At 66.3% G+C, this 16790-nt stretch carries 10 protein-coding genes; 7 read left to right on the forward strand and 3 right to left on the reverse strand.

All coding sequences use genetic code 11. The features are described 5' to 3' along the window. Nucleotides 1-178: 178 nt before the first annotated feature. From N5D20_RS07710 to grxC, 3 genes are all read right to left on the reverse strand, one after another. A complete protein-coding gene (locus N5D20_RS07710) occupies nucleotides 179-1183 on the reverse strand; it encodes an isocitrate dehydrogenase (RefSeq protein WP_012479261.1) in 1005 nt (334 codons plus the stop codon). Between the two features lie 243 nt (nucleotides 1184-1426). Beyond that, nucleotides 1427-1819, reverse strand: a complete 393-nt coding sequence (locus tag N5D20_RS07715) for a carboxymuconolactone decarboxylase family protein (protein ID WP_004154542.1) — start codon at nucleotides 1817-1819, stop codon at nucleotides 1427-1429. Continuing rightward, the gene (grxC, locus tag N5D20_RS07720) at nucleotides 1816-2106 is read right to left on the reverse strand and encodes a glutaredoxin 3 (protein WP_010483913.1); all 291 of its coding nucleotides are present in this window, start codon (nucleotides 2104-2106) and stop codon (nucleotides 1816-1818) included. The genes N5D20_RS07715 and grxC overlap by 4 nt, the downstream gene beginning before the upstream one ends. Nucleotides 2107-2194: 88 nt before the next feature. On the opposite strand from grxC, the gene N5D20_RS07725 reads away from it, so the two are divergent. The 7 genes from N5D20_RS07725 (at nucleotide 2195) to N5D20_RS07755 (ending at nucleotide 16662) form a co-directional block, all read left to right on the forward strand. Next, on the forward strand, nucleotides 2195-3895 hold the full coding sequence (locus tag N5D20_RS07725; protein WP_173581532.1) for a M48 family metalloprotease: 1701 nt from the start codon (nucleotides 2195-2197) through the stop codon (nucleotides 3893-3895). A 116-nt stretch (nucleotides 3896-4011) separates the two neighbouring features. After that, nucleotides 4012-4701 carry a phosphate regulon transcriptional regulator PhoB gene (gene phoB, locus N5D20_RS07730; RefSeq protein WP_005408258.1) on the forward strand — a complete coding sequence of 230 codons (690 nt, stop codon included), beginning with the start codon at nucleotides 4012-4014 and terminating at the stop codon, nucleotides 4699-4701. A 106-nt stretch (nucleotides 4702-4807) separates the two neighbouring features. Continuing rightward, nucleotides 4808-6148 carry a phosphate regulon sensor histidine kinase PhoR gene (gene phoR / locus N5D20_RS07735; RefSeq protein WP_279914736.1) on the forward strand — a complete coding sequence of 447 codons (1341 nt, stop codon included), beginning with the start codon at nucleotides 4808-4810 and terminating at the stop codon, nucleotides 6146-6148. Continuing rightward, complete coding sequence (gene ppk1 / locus N5D20_RS07740; protein WP_019337026.1) at nucleotides 6145-8232, forward strand: polyphosphate kinase 1; 2088 nt, start codon at nucleotides 6145-6147, stop codon at nucleotides 8230-8232. Before phoR ends, ppk1 begins: the two co-directional genes overlap by 4 nt. Nucleotides 8233-8598: 366 nt before the next feature. Further along, complete coding sequence (gene ppx, locus N5D20_RS07745) at nucleotides 8599-10125, forward strand: exopolyphosphatase (protein WP_010483920.1); 1527 nt, start codon at nucleotides 8599-8601, stop codon at nucleotides 10123-10125. Between the two features lie 306 nt (nucleotides 10126-10431). After that, on the forward strand, nucleotides 10432-13401 hold the full coding sequence (locus tag N5D20_RS07750; RefSeq protein ID WP_053442569.1) for a TonB-dependent receptor: 2970 nt from the start codon (nucleotides 10432-10434) through the stop codon (nucleotides 13399-13401). Between the two features lie 336 nt (nucleotides 13402-13737). Further along, on the forward strand, nucleotides 13738-16662 hold the full coding sequence (locus tag N5D20_RS07755) for a TonB-dependent receptor (protein WP_191863746.1): 2925 nt from the start codon (nucleotides 13738-13740) through the stop codon (nucleotides 16660-16662). Nucleotides 16663-16790: the final 128 nt, after the last annotated feature.

The raw sequence follows: 16790 nt of genomic DNA on the forward strand, positions 1-16790 counted from the left end.
TGTGGGGCACAGGATGCGGAGCGATTGGCGCACGAACCAGCCGTGCGGGGGCACATGACCTGTGCGAAAACCGCACAACCGATCATTCCGTCATCCACGCATGGCGTGGATCTACCGGAAAACGCAACGGGGCGCCCGAAGGCGCCCCGCTGGGATCCAACCGAGGCCGACCGGCCGCTTACAGGCGGCTGGCGATGGCCTTGGCGAAGCTCATGGTGGTGCCGGTGCCGCCCAGGTCGCCGGTCAGCGAGTCCTTGGCTTCCATGGTCGCCACGATGGCCTTGCGCAGGCGCTCGGCGTTTTCCGGCTGGCCGATATGGTCCAGCATCTGCGCGGCTGCCAGCAGCAGCGCACACGGATTGGCCTTGCCCTGGCCGGCGATGTCCGGCGCGGTGCCGTGCACGGCTTCGAAGATCGCCGCATCCTTGCCGATGTTGGCACCCGGGGCCAGGCCCAGGCCGCCGACGAGGCCGGCGCACAGGTCGGAGATGATGTCGCCGAACAGGTTGGTGGTGACGATCACGTCGAACTGTTCCGGACGCATGACCAGCTGCATGCAGCAGTTGTCGACGATCATTTCCTGGAATTCGATGTCCGGGTACTGCGCGGCCACTTCACGGGCGACATTCAGGAACAGGCCCGAGGTCGACTTGATGATGTTGGCCTTGTGCACGGCGGTGACCTTCTTGCGGCCGGTGCTCTTGGCCAGCTCGAAGGCGTAGCGCACGATGCGCTCGGAGCCCTTGCGGGTGATGCGGGTGCCGGAGAAGGCGGTCTCGCCGTCGGCCGACACTTCCTGGCCTTCGGCCAGGTACGCACCTTCGGTGTTCTCACGAACGGTGATCAGGTCGACGTTGTCGAAACGCGACTTGGTGTTCGGGAAGGTGTGGGCCGGACGCACGTTGGCGTACAGGTCGAAGTGACGGCGCAGGCTGACGTTGATCGAGGTGAAACCACCACCGACCGGGGTGGTCAGCGGGCTCTTCAGCGCGACCTTGTTGCGCGCGATCGATTCCAGGGTCACCGCCGGCATCAGGTCGCCGTGCTTTTCCAGGGCCACCAGGCCGGCGTCGGCGTCTTCGTACTCCAGGCCAGTCTTGAGCTGGTCGAGCACGAACAGGGTGGCGTCCATGATTTCCGGGCCAATGCCGTCGCCGCGGATGACCGTAATTTTCTGCGTCATTGATCGATGTTCCGAACAGGGGGAAAAACGCCGTCCGGACGTGCCCGGAAACGCCGGCGCAAAGGAAGTTTCACCGGCAATTATGCCTTAGCCGGGCCCGGCTACCCAAGTAGACCATGGTCCTGACCCCGGCAAAGGCATAATTGCCCGCGCATTCCTCCTCTACCCCCGCCTGTTGGCGCGCCCCTTCAACAAGAAGGGGCTCTTGGGCGGTTGGATCGCGGGAAATGCCCCGGCGCTACCTCAGTGCTCGTGCGCTGCCGGGGCGGCGGCGCCGCCTTCGAGCTGGTCGAGGAAGTCGACCGCGCGACGCAGGTGCGGGATCACAATCGAGCCACCCACCACCAGGCCGACCGAGAAGGTCTCGAAGAACTCCTCGCGGGTCACCCCGGCGTCCTTGCACTGGGCCACGTGGTAGCTGATGCAGTCGTCGCAGCGCAGCACCATCGAGGCCACCAGGCCCAGCAGTTCCTTGGTCTTCACGTCCAGCGCACCGGCCTGGTAGGTCTGCGTGTCCAGCGCGAAGAAGCGCCGCACCACCTGGTTCGGCTCGCCCAGGATGCGCTCGTTCATGCGCTTGCGGAACTCGGTGAACTCGGCGATGCGGTCCTTGCTGCCGTCGTCGGCCGCGCTCATGCCTGGCCCTGCCCGGCCAGCAGCGGCTCGAGCTTGCCTTCACGGTGCAGGGCCATCATGTCGTCGTAGCCGCCCACATGGACGTCGCCGACGAAGATCTGCGGCACGCTGGTACGGCGGGTCTTGGCCATCATCTTCTCGCGCTCGACCGGGTCCAGGTCGATGCGGACCTCGGTCCACTGCTGGCCCTTGCTCTTCAGGAAGTTCTTGGCGGCCACGCAATACGGGCAGACGGCGGTGGAATAGATGGTGATGGCGGGGGCACCGCCGGCGGTCTGGGCTGTCACGGGAAACTCCACGATGGATCGACGGTCTACATATGGTACCGGTGCGCTGGAATTTCCACGCCACCGCCGCAACACTGTGGATTAACGAATGGTTGCCCCCTGCCCTGCCACGCTTGGCGCGCCCCGCCCGAGGACCTCCTGCTTGCGAGCCCTGCTGCTGACTACCGCCGTCACCCTGGCCCTGGCCACGCCGCTGGCCCAGGCCCAGGAGAAGCTGCCCGACATCGGCTCGTCGGCCGGCGAGCTGCTGACCCCGGCCCGCCAGGCCGAGTACGGCGCGATGATGCTGCGCGAGCTGCGCAACTACGGCTACCTGCTGGACGACCCGCTGGTCAACGACTGGCTGCAGACCATGGGCACCCGCCTCGGCTCCAACAGCGACCAGCCGCGCCAGCCGTACACGTTCTTCGTGATGAAGGACCGCCAGATCAACGCCTTCGCCACGCTGGGCGGCTACATCGGGGTCAATGCCGGCCTGGTGCTGACCGCCGAGCGCGAGGACGAGGTGGCCGCGGTGCTGTCGCACGAAATCGCCCACGTCACCCAGCAGCACGTGCTGCGCGGAGTCGAGCGCGCCCAGCGCGACCAGATCCCGATCCTGCTCGGCATGCTGGCGGCGGTGGTGGCCGCGCAGGCCAGCAACAGCACCTCCTCCGGCAACGCGACGATGGCCGCGATCAGTTCCGGCATGGGCCTGATGCAGCAGCGGCAGATCAACTACACCCGCTCCAACGAGTCCGAGGCCGACCGCCTCGGCATCCGCACCCTGTCGCGCAGTGGCTACGACGTGGATGCCATGGCCGGCTTCTTCGAGCGGATGGCATCGGCGATGCGCGGCAACGAGGGCGGCTACAGCGTGCCCGAGTTCCTGCGCACCCACCCGGTCAACATCACCCGCATCAGCGAGGCCAAGGCCCGCGCCGAGCAGATGAAGAAGGACACGGTGCTGCTGACCACCACCACCCCCAGTGGCGAGCGCAGGGAGCGCGTGGACCCGACCGATCCCAGCCTGGCCGAACCCCTGTTGCGCGGAAACAACCCGCTGCTGCCCAGCAGCGTGCTGCGCATCCCGATGGGCCAGCTCAGCCGCGGCGCCAGTGGCGACTTCGACTGGGCGCGCGAGCGCCTGCGCGTGCTCAGCGCGGACTCCACCCCCGAGCTGGAACGCGAGTACGCCGATCTGGCCAAGCGCCAGAAGGACGGCCTCAACGATGCCCAGCGCTATGGCCAGGCGCTGGCGGTGATGCGCAGCGGTCGCGCCGGCGCCGCCCAGGCCCGGCAGACCCTGGCAGGCCTGCTGCAGACCCGCCCGGACAATCTGTGGCTGGCACTGGGGCTGGGCGAGGCCGAATCGCGTGCGGGCCAGACCGCCCAGGCCAACAGCCGCTTCGAGCAGCTGCTGCGCCAGCACCCCAACAGCCGTCCGGTGGCGCTGACCTATGCCGAGATCCTGAACGAACAGGGCAGCCGCGAGGCCGGCCAGCGCGCGCAGGCCATGCTGCGGCCCCTGCTGTCGCAAAGCGGTAACGATCCGGTCTTCCAGCAGCGGTACGCCCGCGCCAGCGAACTGGCCGGCGACAGCGTGCGTGCCAGCGAGGCCTACGCCGAGGCGGCCTTCCTCAGCGGCCGGCCGGAACAGTCGCTGATGCAGCTACAGGCGCTCAAGCGCAATCCGGCGCTGGACTATGTCGGCCGGGCACGGGTGGATGCGCGCATCGAGGCGATCACCCCCACCGTGCTGGAGCTGCGCCGCCAGGGCGTGCAGGACCCGGATCTGGACCGCCGCTGAGCGCTGCATGACCGGCCGATGGCAATCCAGGCCGGTTCCGGCCAGGCAGTCACAAACATGTCATCAAACCGTAGTCTACTGGCACCACTCCAGTAACCGAGCCCTACGGTGTCCTCGTGCAGAAACGCATCCTGATCGTCGATGACGAGCCCGCGATCCGTGAAATGGTCGCCTTCGCCCTGCGCAAGGGCGATTACGAACCGGTCCACGCCGGCGACGCCCGTGAGGCCCAGACCGCCATCGCCGATCGCGTCCCCGACCTGATCCTGCTGGACTGGATGCTGCCCGGCACCAGCGGCCTGGACCTGGCCCGTCGCTGGCGCAAGGAAACCCTGACCCGCGAAGTGCCGATCATCATGCTGACCGCCCGCGGCGAAGAGAACGATCGCGTCGGTGGCCTTGAAGCTGGCGTCGACGACTATGTGGTCAAGCCGTTCTCGGCGCGCGAACTGCTGGCCCGCATCCGTGCGGTGATGCGCCGCGCCCGCGAAGATGACGAGGACGGCAGCGTGGCCGTCGGCCCGATCCGCATCGACGGCGCCGCCCATCGCGTGTTCGCCAACGACCAGCCGGTGCCGATCGGCCCCACCGAATACCGCCTGCTGCACTTCTTCATGACCCACCCCGAGCGCGTCTACACCCGCGCCCAGCTGCTGGACCATGTCTGGGGCGGCAGCGTGTACGTGGAGGAGCGCACCATCGACGTGCACATCCGCCGCCTGCGCAAGACGCTGGAACCGTTCAACGCCGAAAACATGGTGCAGACCGTGCGCGGCGCCGGCTACCGCTTCTCCACTGCTACCTGAGTCTCGTCGTGCCGGCGCCACGCACCTGCGGGTGCCGGCGCCGGCAACTCTGCTATAACCCTCGGTTCACCCCAGTGAACCGCCGCACCTCAACGACGAGATCGCAATGCCCCGCCACATCCGCTCTGCCTGGTTGAAGACCCTGGCCACCGTTGCCGCGGTACTGCTGTTCGCCGGATTGGTGGGGTGGTTCACGGGCCATCTGTGGTTGTGCATCGCACTGGGCGCACTGGCCACGCTGGCATGGCATTACTGGCGCCTGCGCAGCGTGCTGCGCCGGCTGACCGCGCGCCAGCGCTGGGACACCGCCGAAGAAGGCACCGGCGTCTGGAACGAGCTGGACCGCCTGCTGTACCGCAACCAGGTGGAAATGCGCGTGCGCAAGCGCCGCCTGCTGGACATGCTGCGCAGCTACCGCGCCGCCGCCGCCGCGCTGCCCGATGCCGTGGTGGTGCTGGATCGCAACAGCCAGCGTGTGCAGTGGTTCAACGAAGCGGCCACCGCCCTGCTCGGCCTGCATCATCCGGGCGACCTCGGCGAGGCCCTGGTCGAACGCCTGCAGCCGATGCCGCTGGCGCATTGGCTGGCTGGTGGCCGCAATGCCGAGCCGATCCTGGACGTGCCCTCGCCGGTCGATCCGGCGATCCGCCTGAACCTGCGCCTGATTCCCTATTCGTCGGATTACTGGCTGCTGATCGCCCGCGACGTCAGCAAGCTGCTGCGCCTGGAACAGGTGCGCCGCGATTTTGTGGCCAACGTTTCACACGAACTGCGCACGCCGCTCACCGTGGTCCACGGCTACCTGGACATGATGGACCCGGAGGATTTCCCGGGAACCGGTCCGATGCTGGAAGAAATGCGCAAGCAGAGCCAGCGCATGGCCCAACTGGTGGAAGACCTGCTGACGCTGTCGCGCCTCGAGTCGCAGGAACACAGCGAGGAAGAGACCGTGGCCATGCAACCGATGCTGGCCACCCTGCGCCGCGAAGCCGAAGCGCACAGCCAGGGCCGCCACCAGATCAGCATCGACGATCTTGCCGGCGTTGACCTGCAGGGCTCGACCAAGGAACTGCACAGCGCCTTCTCCAACCTGGTCACCAACGCGGTGCGCTATACGCCGGCCGGTGGCCGCATCGCCGTGGAATTCCGCCGCGAAGGCGACGGCGCCGTGCTGGCAGTGCGCGATTCCGGCTACGGCATCCCGGCCACCCACCTGCCGCGCCTGACCGAACGTTTCTACCGTGTCTCCAGCAGCCGCTCCCGCGAAAGCGGTGGTACCGGCCTGGGCCTGTCCATCGTCAAGCACATCCTCGGCCTGCACCATGCGCGGCTGGAGATTGAAAGCGAGGTTGGCAAGGGCTCGGTGTTTTCCTGCCATTTCGATGCCGACCACGTGCGCCCGCGCGAGTCCGCCCCCCCTGACTTCCATCGAAGAATGACGCCATGAGCAGCCTCGGATCCCTCCCCCTCCCCGTGAGCCCGGACAACGATCCGCTGCGTGACCCGGCGCTCTACATCAACCGCGAACTGTCGCAGCTGGATTTCAATTTCCGCGTGCTGGCCCAGGCGATGGACCCGCAGGTGCCGCTGCTGGAGCGGCTGCGCTTCATGTGCATCTCCTGCACCAACCTGGACGAGTTCTTCGAGATCCGCGCCGCCGCCGTGCGCCACGCGCAGGAATTCGGCCTGCCGCCGGCGCCGGACGGGATGAGCCCGCAGGCCATCCTCAATGCCATCCACGACCGCGCCGCGGAACTGGTGGACCAGCAGTACCGCTGCTGGAACGAGACGCTGCGCCCGGCGCTGATGGAGGCCGGCATCGGCGTGCTCGGCCGCCATTCCTGGACCGACCGCCAGAAGCGCTGGCTGCGCGCCTACTTCCGCAACGAGATCATGCCGGTGCTGTCGCCGCTGGGCCTGGACCCGGTGCATCCGTTCCCGAAGATCCTCAACAAGTCGCTGAACATCGTGGTGGTGCTGAAGGGCACCGACGCGTTCGGCCGCGCCGGCCATCTGGCCATCGTACGTGCGCCGCGCTCGCTGCCGCGCATCATCCAGCTGCCGGAGAAGCTCGGCGGATCGCAGAACTTCGTGTTCCTGTCGTCGGTGCTGTCCACCTTCGTCGATGAGCTGTTCCCCGGCATGGAAGTGCAGGGGGCCTACCAGTTCCGCGTTACCCGCAACTCCGAGCTGGTGGTGGACGAGGAGGAAGTGGAGAACCTGGCGCTGGCACTGCGCGACGAACTGGTCGACCGCGGCTACCGGCCGGCGGTGCGCCTGGAAATCGCGCAGGACATGCCACGCGACATCGTGCGCACCCTGCTGCAGAATTTCGGCCTGACCGAGAACGCGGTGTACCGCATCGACGGCCCGGTCAACCTCAACCGCATCATCCAGCTGTACGACCTGATCGCGCAGCCGGACCTGAAGTACCCGCCGATGACCCCGCGCACGCTGCGCGACAGCGACGGCATCTTCGAGACGGCGGCGCGCCAGGACCTGCTGCTGCACCACCCGTTCGATGCCTTCACCGCAGTGCTGGACCTGATCCGGCAGGCGGCGATCGACCCCAACGTACTGGCGATCAAGCAGACCCTGTACCGCACCGGCAAGGATTCGCTGATCGTCGACGCGCTGATCCAGGCCGCGCGCAACGGCAAGGACGTGACCGTGGTGGTTGAACTGCGCGCACGTTTCGACGAAGAGGCCAACCTGGGCCTGGCCGATCGCCTGCAGGAAGCCGGCGTGCAGGTGGTGTACGGCGTGGTCGGCTACAAGACCCACGCAAAGATGCTGCTGATCGTGCGCCGCGAGGGCCGCAAACTGCGCCGCTACGTGCACCTGGGCACCGGCAACTACCACAGCGGCACCGCCCGCGCGTACACCGACATCAGCCTGATCACTGCCGATGCGGACATCGGCAACGACGTGCACCTGCTGTTCCAGCAGCTGTCCGGGCTGGCCTCGAAGATGAAGCTCAAGCGCCTGCTGCAGTCCCCCTTCACCCTGCACACCGGCATCCTCGGCCGCATCGAGCGCGAAACGCGCATTGCCGCCGCCGGCCGCCCTGCGCGGATCATCGCCAAGATGAACGCACTGAACGAACCGCAGGTGGTGCGCGCGCTGTACGCCGCCTCGCAGGCAGGCGTGCAGATCGACCTGATCATCCGCGGCGCCTGCACCCTGCGCCCGGGCGTACCGGGCATCTCGGACAACATCCGCGTGCGCTCGATCGTCGGCCGCTTCCTGGAGCACAGCCGCGTCTACTGGTTCGGCAACGACGGCGCACCGGAGATGTACTGCGCCAGCGCCGACTGGCTGGAACGCAACCTGCTGCGCCGTGTCGAGACGTGCTTCCCGATCCTCGACCCGGAGCTGGCCAAGCGCGTGTACCGCGAAGTCCTGCAGAACTACCTGGACGACAACCTCAACGCCTGGGAACTGGATGCCGACGGCATCTACCACAAGCGTGCCCCGGCACACGACGAAGCCCCGCATTCTGCGCAGATGGCATTGATGCAGGGGCTGTGAGCCGGTGTGTCGACCAAGGTCGACACCTACCAGGAGCGGCAGGCACCGATTCTGGTCGGGATTGGATCAGTGTCGACCAAGGTCGACACCTACCAACAGCAGCGGAATTCTGTCGAAGGCGGGGTGGGTCCGGTGGCAGGGGTGTGAGCCGCATGGATGCGGCGACCAAGCCCCCATGGACGGGTTAACGGCGTCCCCTGCCATCGGACCCACCCCGCCATCCTACGGATAGCCCGCTTTTGCTTTTGCTTTAGCCGTTGCCGTTGATTCGGCGGGTGCAGGGCGCAGCCCTGCCGCACTCCCCTCTTCCAAAATGTGAAGGCCGCGCGGTGACGAGCACACCGCCCCTTCGGCTAACATTCGTCCATGCCGCATACCACCACGACTCCGCCCGCATTGCAGGATGGCGACCTGCTGGCCGCCATCGACCTTGGCTCCAATAGTTTCCACATGGTCATCGCGCGCTACACGCTCGGCCAGCTGCGGGTGATCGACCGCCTGCGCGAGACCGTGCGCATGGCCGATGGCCTGGATGGCAAAGGTGGGCTCTCCTCCGCTGCGCGGCAGCGCGCGCTGGAATGCCTGGCCCGCTTCGGCCAGCGCATCCGCAACGTGCCGCCGCACCGGGTGCGCGCACTGGCCACCAACACCGTGCGCCAGCTGCGCTCTCCGCAGTCGTTCCTGGTTCCCGCCGAAACCGCGCTTGGGCATGCCATCGAAGTGGTCAGCGGCCGCGAAGAAGCGCGCCTGATCTACCTGGGCGTGGCCCACGCGCAACCGCCCAAGCCCGGCCAGCGCCGGCTGGTGATCGACATCGGCGGCGGCTCCACCGAGTTCATCATCGGCATGGGCATGCAGACCCTGGAGCGCGAAAGCCTGCAGGCCGGCTGCATCGCCAGCACCCGGCGCTTCTTCCCCGGCGGCAAGCTGAGCAAGAAGCGCTGGAAGGACGCGCTGGCCGAGATCGGCCGCGAGTTCCAGCCCTTCGCCAGCAAGTACCGCGCGCTGGGCTGGCAGGAAGCACTGGGTTCTTCGGGCACGCACAAGGCGATCAGCGAGATCTGCGCCACGATGAAGCTGAGCAAGGGCGCGATCACCGCCGAGGCCCTGCCCCAGCTGCGCGACGAACTGCTGAAGGCCAAGAAGATCGACGACATCCAGTTGCCGGGCCTGTCCAGCGACCGCCGCCCGATCATCGCCGGCGGCATCCTGGTGCTGGAGGCCGCCTTCCAGGCACTGGGCCTGCAGAAGCTGCTGGTCAGCAAGGCGGCGATGCGCGAAGGCATCCTGTACGACATCGTCGGCCGCGCCGGCGAAAACGACCTGCGCGATGAATCGGTGTCCGCACTCAGCCAGCGCTACGGCATCGATACCGTGCAGGCCGATCGCGTGCAGGACACCGCGCTGTCACTGCTGGAACAGGTGCAGGAACGCTGGCGGCTCGATGCCGACGACGCGCGGATGCTCGGCTGGGCCGCACGCCTGCACGAGCTGGGCCTGATGATCGCGCACAGCGGCTATCACGTGCATGGCAGTTACGTACTGGAACACTCGGATATCGCCGGCTTCTCGCGGCAGGAACAGCAGATGCTGGCCGCGCTGGTGCGCAGCCATCGCCGCAGCGTAACCAAGACCGCCTTCGACGCCCTGCCCGAGCGCCTGTTGCTGACCGCTCGCCGGCTGGCCGCCCTGCTGCGCCTGGCGGTGCTGCTCAATCGTGCCCATGAGGACGATCCACTGCCCGCGCTGGAACTGACCGCCGACGACAACCGCCTGTCGCTGATCGTGCCGCAGGCCTTCATCGATGCCCGGCCGCTGCTGCGCGCCGATCTGATCGGCGAGACCGACGGCATCGCCGGGCTGGGCATCCAGTTCCGGCCGTTCGTGGCCTGAGGCTCACGCTTTCCCACGAGGGGAAGAAGGTCACACACCGTTACGATTCGCGCATGCGTCCCCCGTTGACCTGCTGCGATGCAGCAGATCATGTCGGGGGAGCGCATTCAGGGCTACAGCTAAGCGACTGCTTTTGTTGAGCTTTCGTGAAATCTGACGATGAAGCCTGGTACAAATCGACACGCCCTCTTTACATGGCATTAACCAACGAGACTACTATCGGGTCATCGGTCCGCTTATCGGCGGCCGATTCCTTCGACGCCCCTTTTGGCGTCCCTGCACGACCTGAGAGAGAGAGAGCTCGTCATGACTTCACGCACCACCCCCCTGGGGCAGGCCATCCGCTACGCCCTGGCAACCACTGCGACGCTGGCCGCGCTGCCTGCGTTCGCCCAGAGTGGCAGCACTGCCGCGCCGACCACCCTGGATCGCATCGAGATCACTGGCTCGCGCATCCGCCAGGTGGACGTGGAGACCGCACAGCCGGTCCTGGCACTGAGCCGGCTGGACATCGAGCGCCAGGGCTTCAGCTCGGTGGCCGACATCCTGCAGAACGTCACCGCGATGGGCAGCCCGGCGATCAGCCGCGCCAACGCACTGAGTTCGGGCGAAAACACCGGCGGCACCTACATCGACATGCGCAACCTGGGCGCGCAGCGCACCCTGGTGCTGGTCAACGGCAAGCGCCTGGGCATCAGCACCTCGGGCCTGCAGGACGTGTCCTCGCTGCCGGTGTCGGCGGTGGAACGCATTGAAGTACTGAAGGATGGCGCTTCGGCCATCTACGGTTCCGATGCGATGGCCGGCGTGATCAACATCATCACCCGTTCCAACGTCAACGGCGTGACCGCCAACGTCTACCACGGCCAGTACAGCGAAGGCGACGGCGCCCGTGACCGCTTCGACGTGGTCGGCGGCTGGAGCAATGACCGCGTGTCGCTGACCCTGGCACTGGAGCACTCCGAAGAAAAGAGCGTCTGGGCCAAGGACCGCTGGTTCAGCAAGTACGGCGTGAGCGACCGCCACCCGAACGATGCCTCCAACTGGACCACGCTGAGCCAGTGGGGCCAGGTCACCGGCCTGAAGGGTGGCCCGGGCTGCACCAACACCAGCCAGGGTTGCGGCTACTCGCTCAACCGCGGCGCTGATCCGACCAACCCGGCCAACTACCACCTGACCGACGCGACCCCGTTCACCGGCGATGTCAGCAACGCCAACGAGCAGATGCACGTCATGTATCCGCTCAAGCGTGACTCGGTGTACTTCGACGGTCGCTTCAAGATCACCGACCAGGTCAACCTGCGCACCGAATTCGGCTACAACAAGCGTTCGGCCGAGCGCCAGATTGCAGGCTACCCCCTGCAGTCCAGCTCGGTGTCCATCTCGGGCGACCCGACCGCTACCGGCCTGATGTCCAAGGACAGCTACTTCAATCCGTTCGGCAACCAGCACGGCTATGCCAAGCCAACCGACGTGGCCTGGAACCGCCGCACCTGGGAAATCCCGCGTGTGAGCACCAGCGAACTGAAGACCTACCGTGCGGTAGTGTCGCTGGATGGCAGCTTCGAGATCGGCCAGCGCTACTTCGACTGGGACGTGGGCTACCAGTACAACCGCAACGAGCTGACCGCTACCGCCACCGGCAACCTGCACAAGAAGCGCGTGCGTGACGCCGTGGGTCCGTCGTTCCTGGATCCGGCCACCGGCAAGGTGATGTGTGGCCGTCCGGGCGCGGTGATCAGCGGCTGCACGCCGTGGAACCCGCTGGTGCCCTACGGCAAGAACGATCCGAACGGACTGACCGGCAATGAAGAACTGATGGCCTGGCTGTTCCCGGCGGAGCACACCACCGGCCGGACCACCACCAAGAACGCGTTCGCCAACCTGTCCGGCAGCATCATGACCCTGCCGGCCGGCGACCTCGGCTTCGCTTTCGGCGTGGAAAGCCGCAAGGAAGATGGCCGCTACACCCCCGATGCCCTGGCCCAGACCGGCGCTACCACCAACCTGGCCGCAGGCCCGACCGGTGGCAGCTACAACGTGAAGGAAGCCTACCTGGAGCTCAGCGTGCCGGTGCTGGCCGACCTGCCCGGTGCGCGTGAGCTGAGCTTCAGTGCCGCCACCCGCTACTCCAAGTACAACACCTTCGGCAACACGCTCAACAGCAAGTTCGGCTTCAAGTGGAAGCCGATCGACCAGCTGCTGGTCCGTGGTACCTGGGCCGAAGGCTTCCGCGCACCGACCATCAACGATCTGTACGGTGGCGGTTCGGAAACCTTCGCGCAGTTCAGCGACCCGTGCGACACCGTGTTCGGCTCGGCCAAGGGCAGTGCTGAAGTCCGCTCGCGCTGCGCACGTGACATCGCCGATGCCGCCAACTTCCGCCAGCTGAAGCAGGGCAACACGCCGGTAACCACGGCACAGGATGCGACCCCGACGCCGTTCGTTTCCGGTTCCAACCCACTGCTGGTTCCGGAAACCTCGACCAGCAAGACGCTGGGCCTGGTGTGGAGCCCGACCTTCGTCAGCAACCTCAACGTGGCGCTGGACTGGTGGAAGATCCGCATCGACAACACCATCGTCGGTGACAGCCCGAACCAGATCCTGAAGGACTGCTATGAGCAGGGCATCGAATCGCGCTGCAGCCGCTTCACCCGCGACCCGTCCAACGGCATCGTCACCGGCCTGAAGTTCGGCAACCGCAACGCCGGCTTCGCCGAGACCGAAGGTTACGACCTGGATGTCAGCTACCGCGTCGACACCAGCTACGGCAAGCTGAGCGCAGGCTGGACCAGCACCTATGTGAGCAAGAACGTCTACCGCTCCACCAATGATGTCCGTGATGCGATCACGCCGATCAACGGCGTGGCCAACACCATCGGCACCGCCACCAGCCTTGCCTTCCGCGTGCGCTCGAACCTGGTGCTGGGCTGGGATGTGGGTGACTTCGGCGTCAGCTGGACGGCACGCTACTACTCCGGTGTGAAGGAGCGCTGCCTCAACGCCTCGCGGTATCCGGACGAATGCTCCGATCCGACCTTCCTGGCTCCGTGGCTGAAGTCGCCGACCGCTTACAACGAGCGCGGCGCGGTGACCTTCCACGACGTGCAGTTCCGCTACAACCTGCCGTGGGATGCCACCGTTTCGGTGGGCGCGAACAATGTGTTCGGCAAGGAAGCTCCGGTGATGTACAGCAAGCCGAACTCGTCGTTCTCCTACTACGGTGGCTACGACATCGGTCGTTTCATGTACATGAAGTACCAGCAGCGCTTCTGATCCATCCACGCTGTTGAAGCTCGACGACCACGGCCCTTCGGGGCCGTGGTTTTTTTCTGCCCCGCGCAGACTGTCGCTTTCCACATTGACCCTGATGCGTTCAATCAGGGGCACGGTCCTCTGCGCTGCGTCCGCCGCAATGCCACAGGTTGGAGCAATCGGTTGATTTGCTTCTGCTTTGTGCAGAAGCGTCACGGCCGTCTGCGGTGCTTTCGTCGCTTGCCCATACGTCTCCGCGCCCGCCTTCACTAGGTTCGAACATCCACCGCCGCGGTGGAATTGACGCAGCCCCGCTTGGCTGTGTTCCGAAGACTTCGAAGACTGAGAGAGAGACCCATGACCATCCGTATTCCCGAACTCGGGTTGGCGATCCGTCGTGCACTGGCGTTGGCGGCCACCACCACACTGGCCGCCCCCGCATTCGCCCAGCACGCACCGGAAGCCACCACGCTGGACCGTATCGAGATCACCGGTTCGCGCATCCGCCAGGTCGACCTGGAAACCGCACAGCCGGTGCTGACCATCAGCCGCGCCGACATTGAGCGGCAGGGCTTCAATTCCGTCGCGGACATCCTGCAGAACCTGACCGCGACCGGCAGCCCCGCGCTCAGCCGCGCCAGCCCACTCAGCAGCGGCGAAGCCTCCGGCGGCAGCTACGTGGACATGCGCGGGCTGGGGGCGCAGCGCACGCTGGTGCTGGTCAACGGCAAGCGCCTGGGCATGACCACTTCGGGTTACCAGGACATTTCCAGCATTCCCGCCGCTGCCGTGGAGCGCATGGAAGTACTGAAGGACGGCGCTTCGGCCATCTACGGTTCCGACGCGATGGCCGGCGTGGTCAACATCATCACCCGGCGCAACGTCCAGGGTGTGACTGCCAACGTCTACCATGGGCAGTTCAGCGAAGGCGACGGTGCCCGCACCCAGTACGATGTGGTTGCCGGCTGGTCGAATGACCGCGCCTCGATCAGCGTCGCCGCCGAGCATGTCGAAGAGAAGGGCGTATGGGCGAAGGACCGCGGCTTCAGCGCCTACACCTATACCGATCGTCATCCGGACGATGGCTGGACCACGGTCGGCCAGTGGGGGCGCATCGTCGGCTTCAAGGGCCCGGGCTGCAGCAGCGCCCGTGGCTGCAGCTATTCACTCGATCGCGGCAGCCAGCCGGGCGGGCCGGACAGTTTCCACCTCAGTGACAACACACCGTTCACCGGTGACGTCAGCAACAGCAACGAACAGATGCACGTGCAGACGCCGATCAAGCGCGATTCGCTCTTCGTCGACGCACGCATGGACCTGAACGACCAGATCCGCTTCAACACCCAGTTGGCCTACAACCGACGCACCACCACGCGCCAGGTTGCCGGCTATCCGTTCCAGTCCGGTGCAGCCGGCATCACGCCGATGTCCGCCGACAGCTGGTTCAACCCGTTCGGCAGCCACCACGGCTATGAACGCCCAAGCGATGTGCACTGGAACCGCCGCAGCTGGGAGATTCCGCGCGTCAGCATCAGCGAACTGACCACCTGGCAGGGTGTCGCAGCGTTTGAAGGCAGCTTCCAGTTCGTCGGTCGCGAGTTCGATTGGGAAGCCGGCTACCAGTACAACCGCAGCGAGCTGGAGCAGCGAGCCACCGGCAACCTGCACAAGCAGCGCGTCGCCGATTCCACCGGTCCTTCGTTCTACAACCCGGCCACCGGCAAGGTGGAATGCGGCACACCGGACGCGCCGATTGCCGGCTGCAAGCCCTGGAATCCGCTGGTGCCGTATGGCCAGGATGACCCGTACGGCCTGACCGGCAACGGCGAACTGCAGGACTGGCTGTTCCCCGAGGAACTCACCCGTGGCCGAAACACCACCCGCAACCTGTTCGCCAGCCTCAGTGGCGGCCTTGCCACGCTGCCCGCCGGGGAACTGGGCTTCGCCCTGGGCGTGGAGAGCCGCCGCGAGGAGGGTCGCTTCATTCCCGACGCGCTGGCCCAGACCGGTGCCACTACCAACCTGGCGGCGGGCCCCACCGGCGGTGGCTACCGTGTCGACGAGGCCTATCTGGAGCTGAGCGTGCCGTTGCTGCACGACCTGCCCGGTGCACGCCAGCTGACCCTCGACACGGCGACGCGCTACTCCGACTACACCACCTTCGGCGGAACCCTCAACAGCAAGTTCGGCGTCTCCTGGAAGCCGATCGACCAGTTGCTGGTCCGTGGCACCTGGGCCCAGGGCTTCCGTGCACCGACCATCGCGAATCTGTACGGTGGGGGTTCGCAGACCTTCACCACCGGCTTCCGTGATCCCTGCGATACCGTCCATGGCGCGGCCGCCAGCAGCCCGGAGGTACGTGCACGCTGCGCCGCCGACATCGCCAACGCAGACAGCTACCGCCAGCTAGGCCAGGGCAACGAGCCGATCACCGGCAGCAGCGGGCAGACGCCCCTGCCCTTCACCAACGGCTCCAATCCCGACCTGAAGCCGGAAACCTCGACCAGCCGCACGCTGGGCCTGGTCTGGAGCCCGACGTTTGCTGAAGGACTGAACATCGCGCTGGACTGGTGGAAGGTCCGCATCGACAACACCATCGTTGCCGACCATCCCAATGACATCCTCCGCGACTGCTACGAACTGGGCATCGCCGAGCGCTGCGGCAGCTTCACCCGCGACCCGGAACTGGGCATCGTCAACACGCTCAGCTATGGCAGCCGCAACAGCGGTTTCCGCCAGGCCGAAGGCTATGACCTGGAGATCGGTCACAAGTTCGAAACGTCCTGGGGCACGCTGAGCGCCGACTGGAAGACGACCTATGTGGTGGCCGCGGAAGAACGGACCACCAACGAGGCGGATGCCCCCCCCATCCCCAGCAATGGCATCGCCACCAACGGCGGCATCGGCTTCCGTGTGCGCTCCAATGCGTCATTGGGCTGGGAACGTGGCAACCTCGGCCTGGGTTGGGGCCTGCGCTATTTCTCCGCGGTCAAGGAACGTTGCCTGGATGCGGCCACGTACCCGGGTGAGTGTTCGCACCCGGGGCAGCGCGCACCGTGGTTCAGTGGCAGCCGTGACTACAACCGTCGCGGATCGGTCACCTTCCACGACGTGCAGGCACGCTACAACCTGCCATGGGATGCGACCGTCTCGATCGGTGCCAACAATGTATTCGGCCGCCAGGGGCCGGTCATGTACAGCCAGCCGAGCGCCAACTTCTCCTACTACGGTGGCTTCGACATCGGTCGTTTCATCTACATGAAATACCAGCAGCGCTTCTGATCCACCGCGCTCCCTGCACCACCGCCACGGCCCTTCGGGGCCGTGGCTCCACGGGAACCGGACCGCCGTCATCCCGTGGTCGCAAAGCGGTCATATCCGCTACATCGCCAGGCCCGAGCATGCCGGAA

It is taken from the genome of Stenotrophomonas sp. GD03877, assembly GCF_029840555.1.
In the GTDB taxonomy this organism is placed as follows: domain Bacteria; phylum Pseudomonadota; class Gammaproteobacteria; order Xanthomonadales; family Xanthomonadaceae; genus Stenotrophomonas; species Stenotrophomonas geniculata.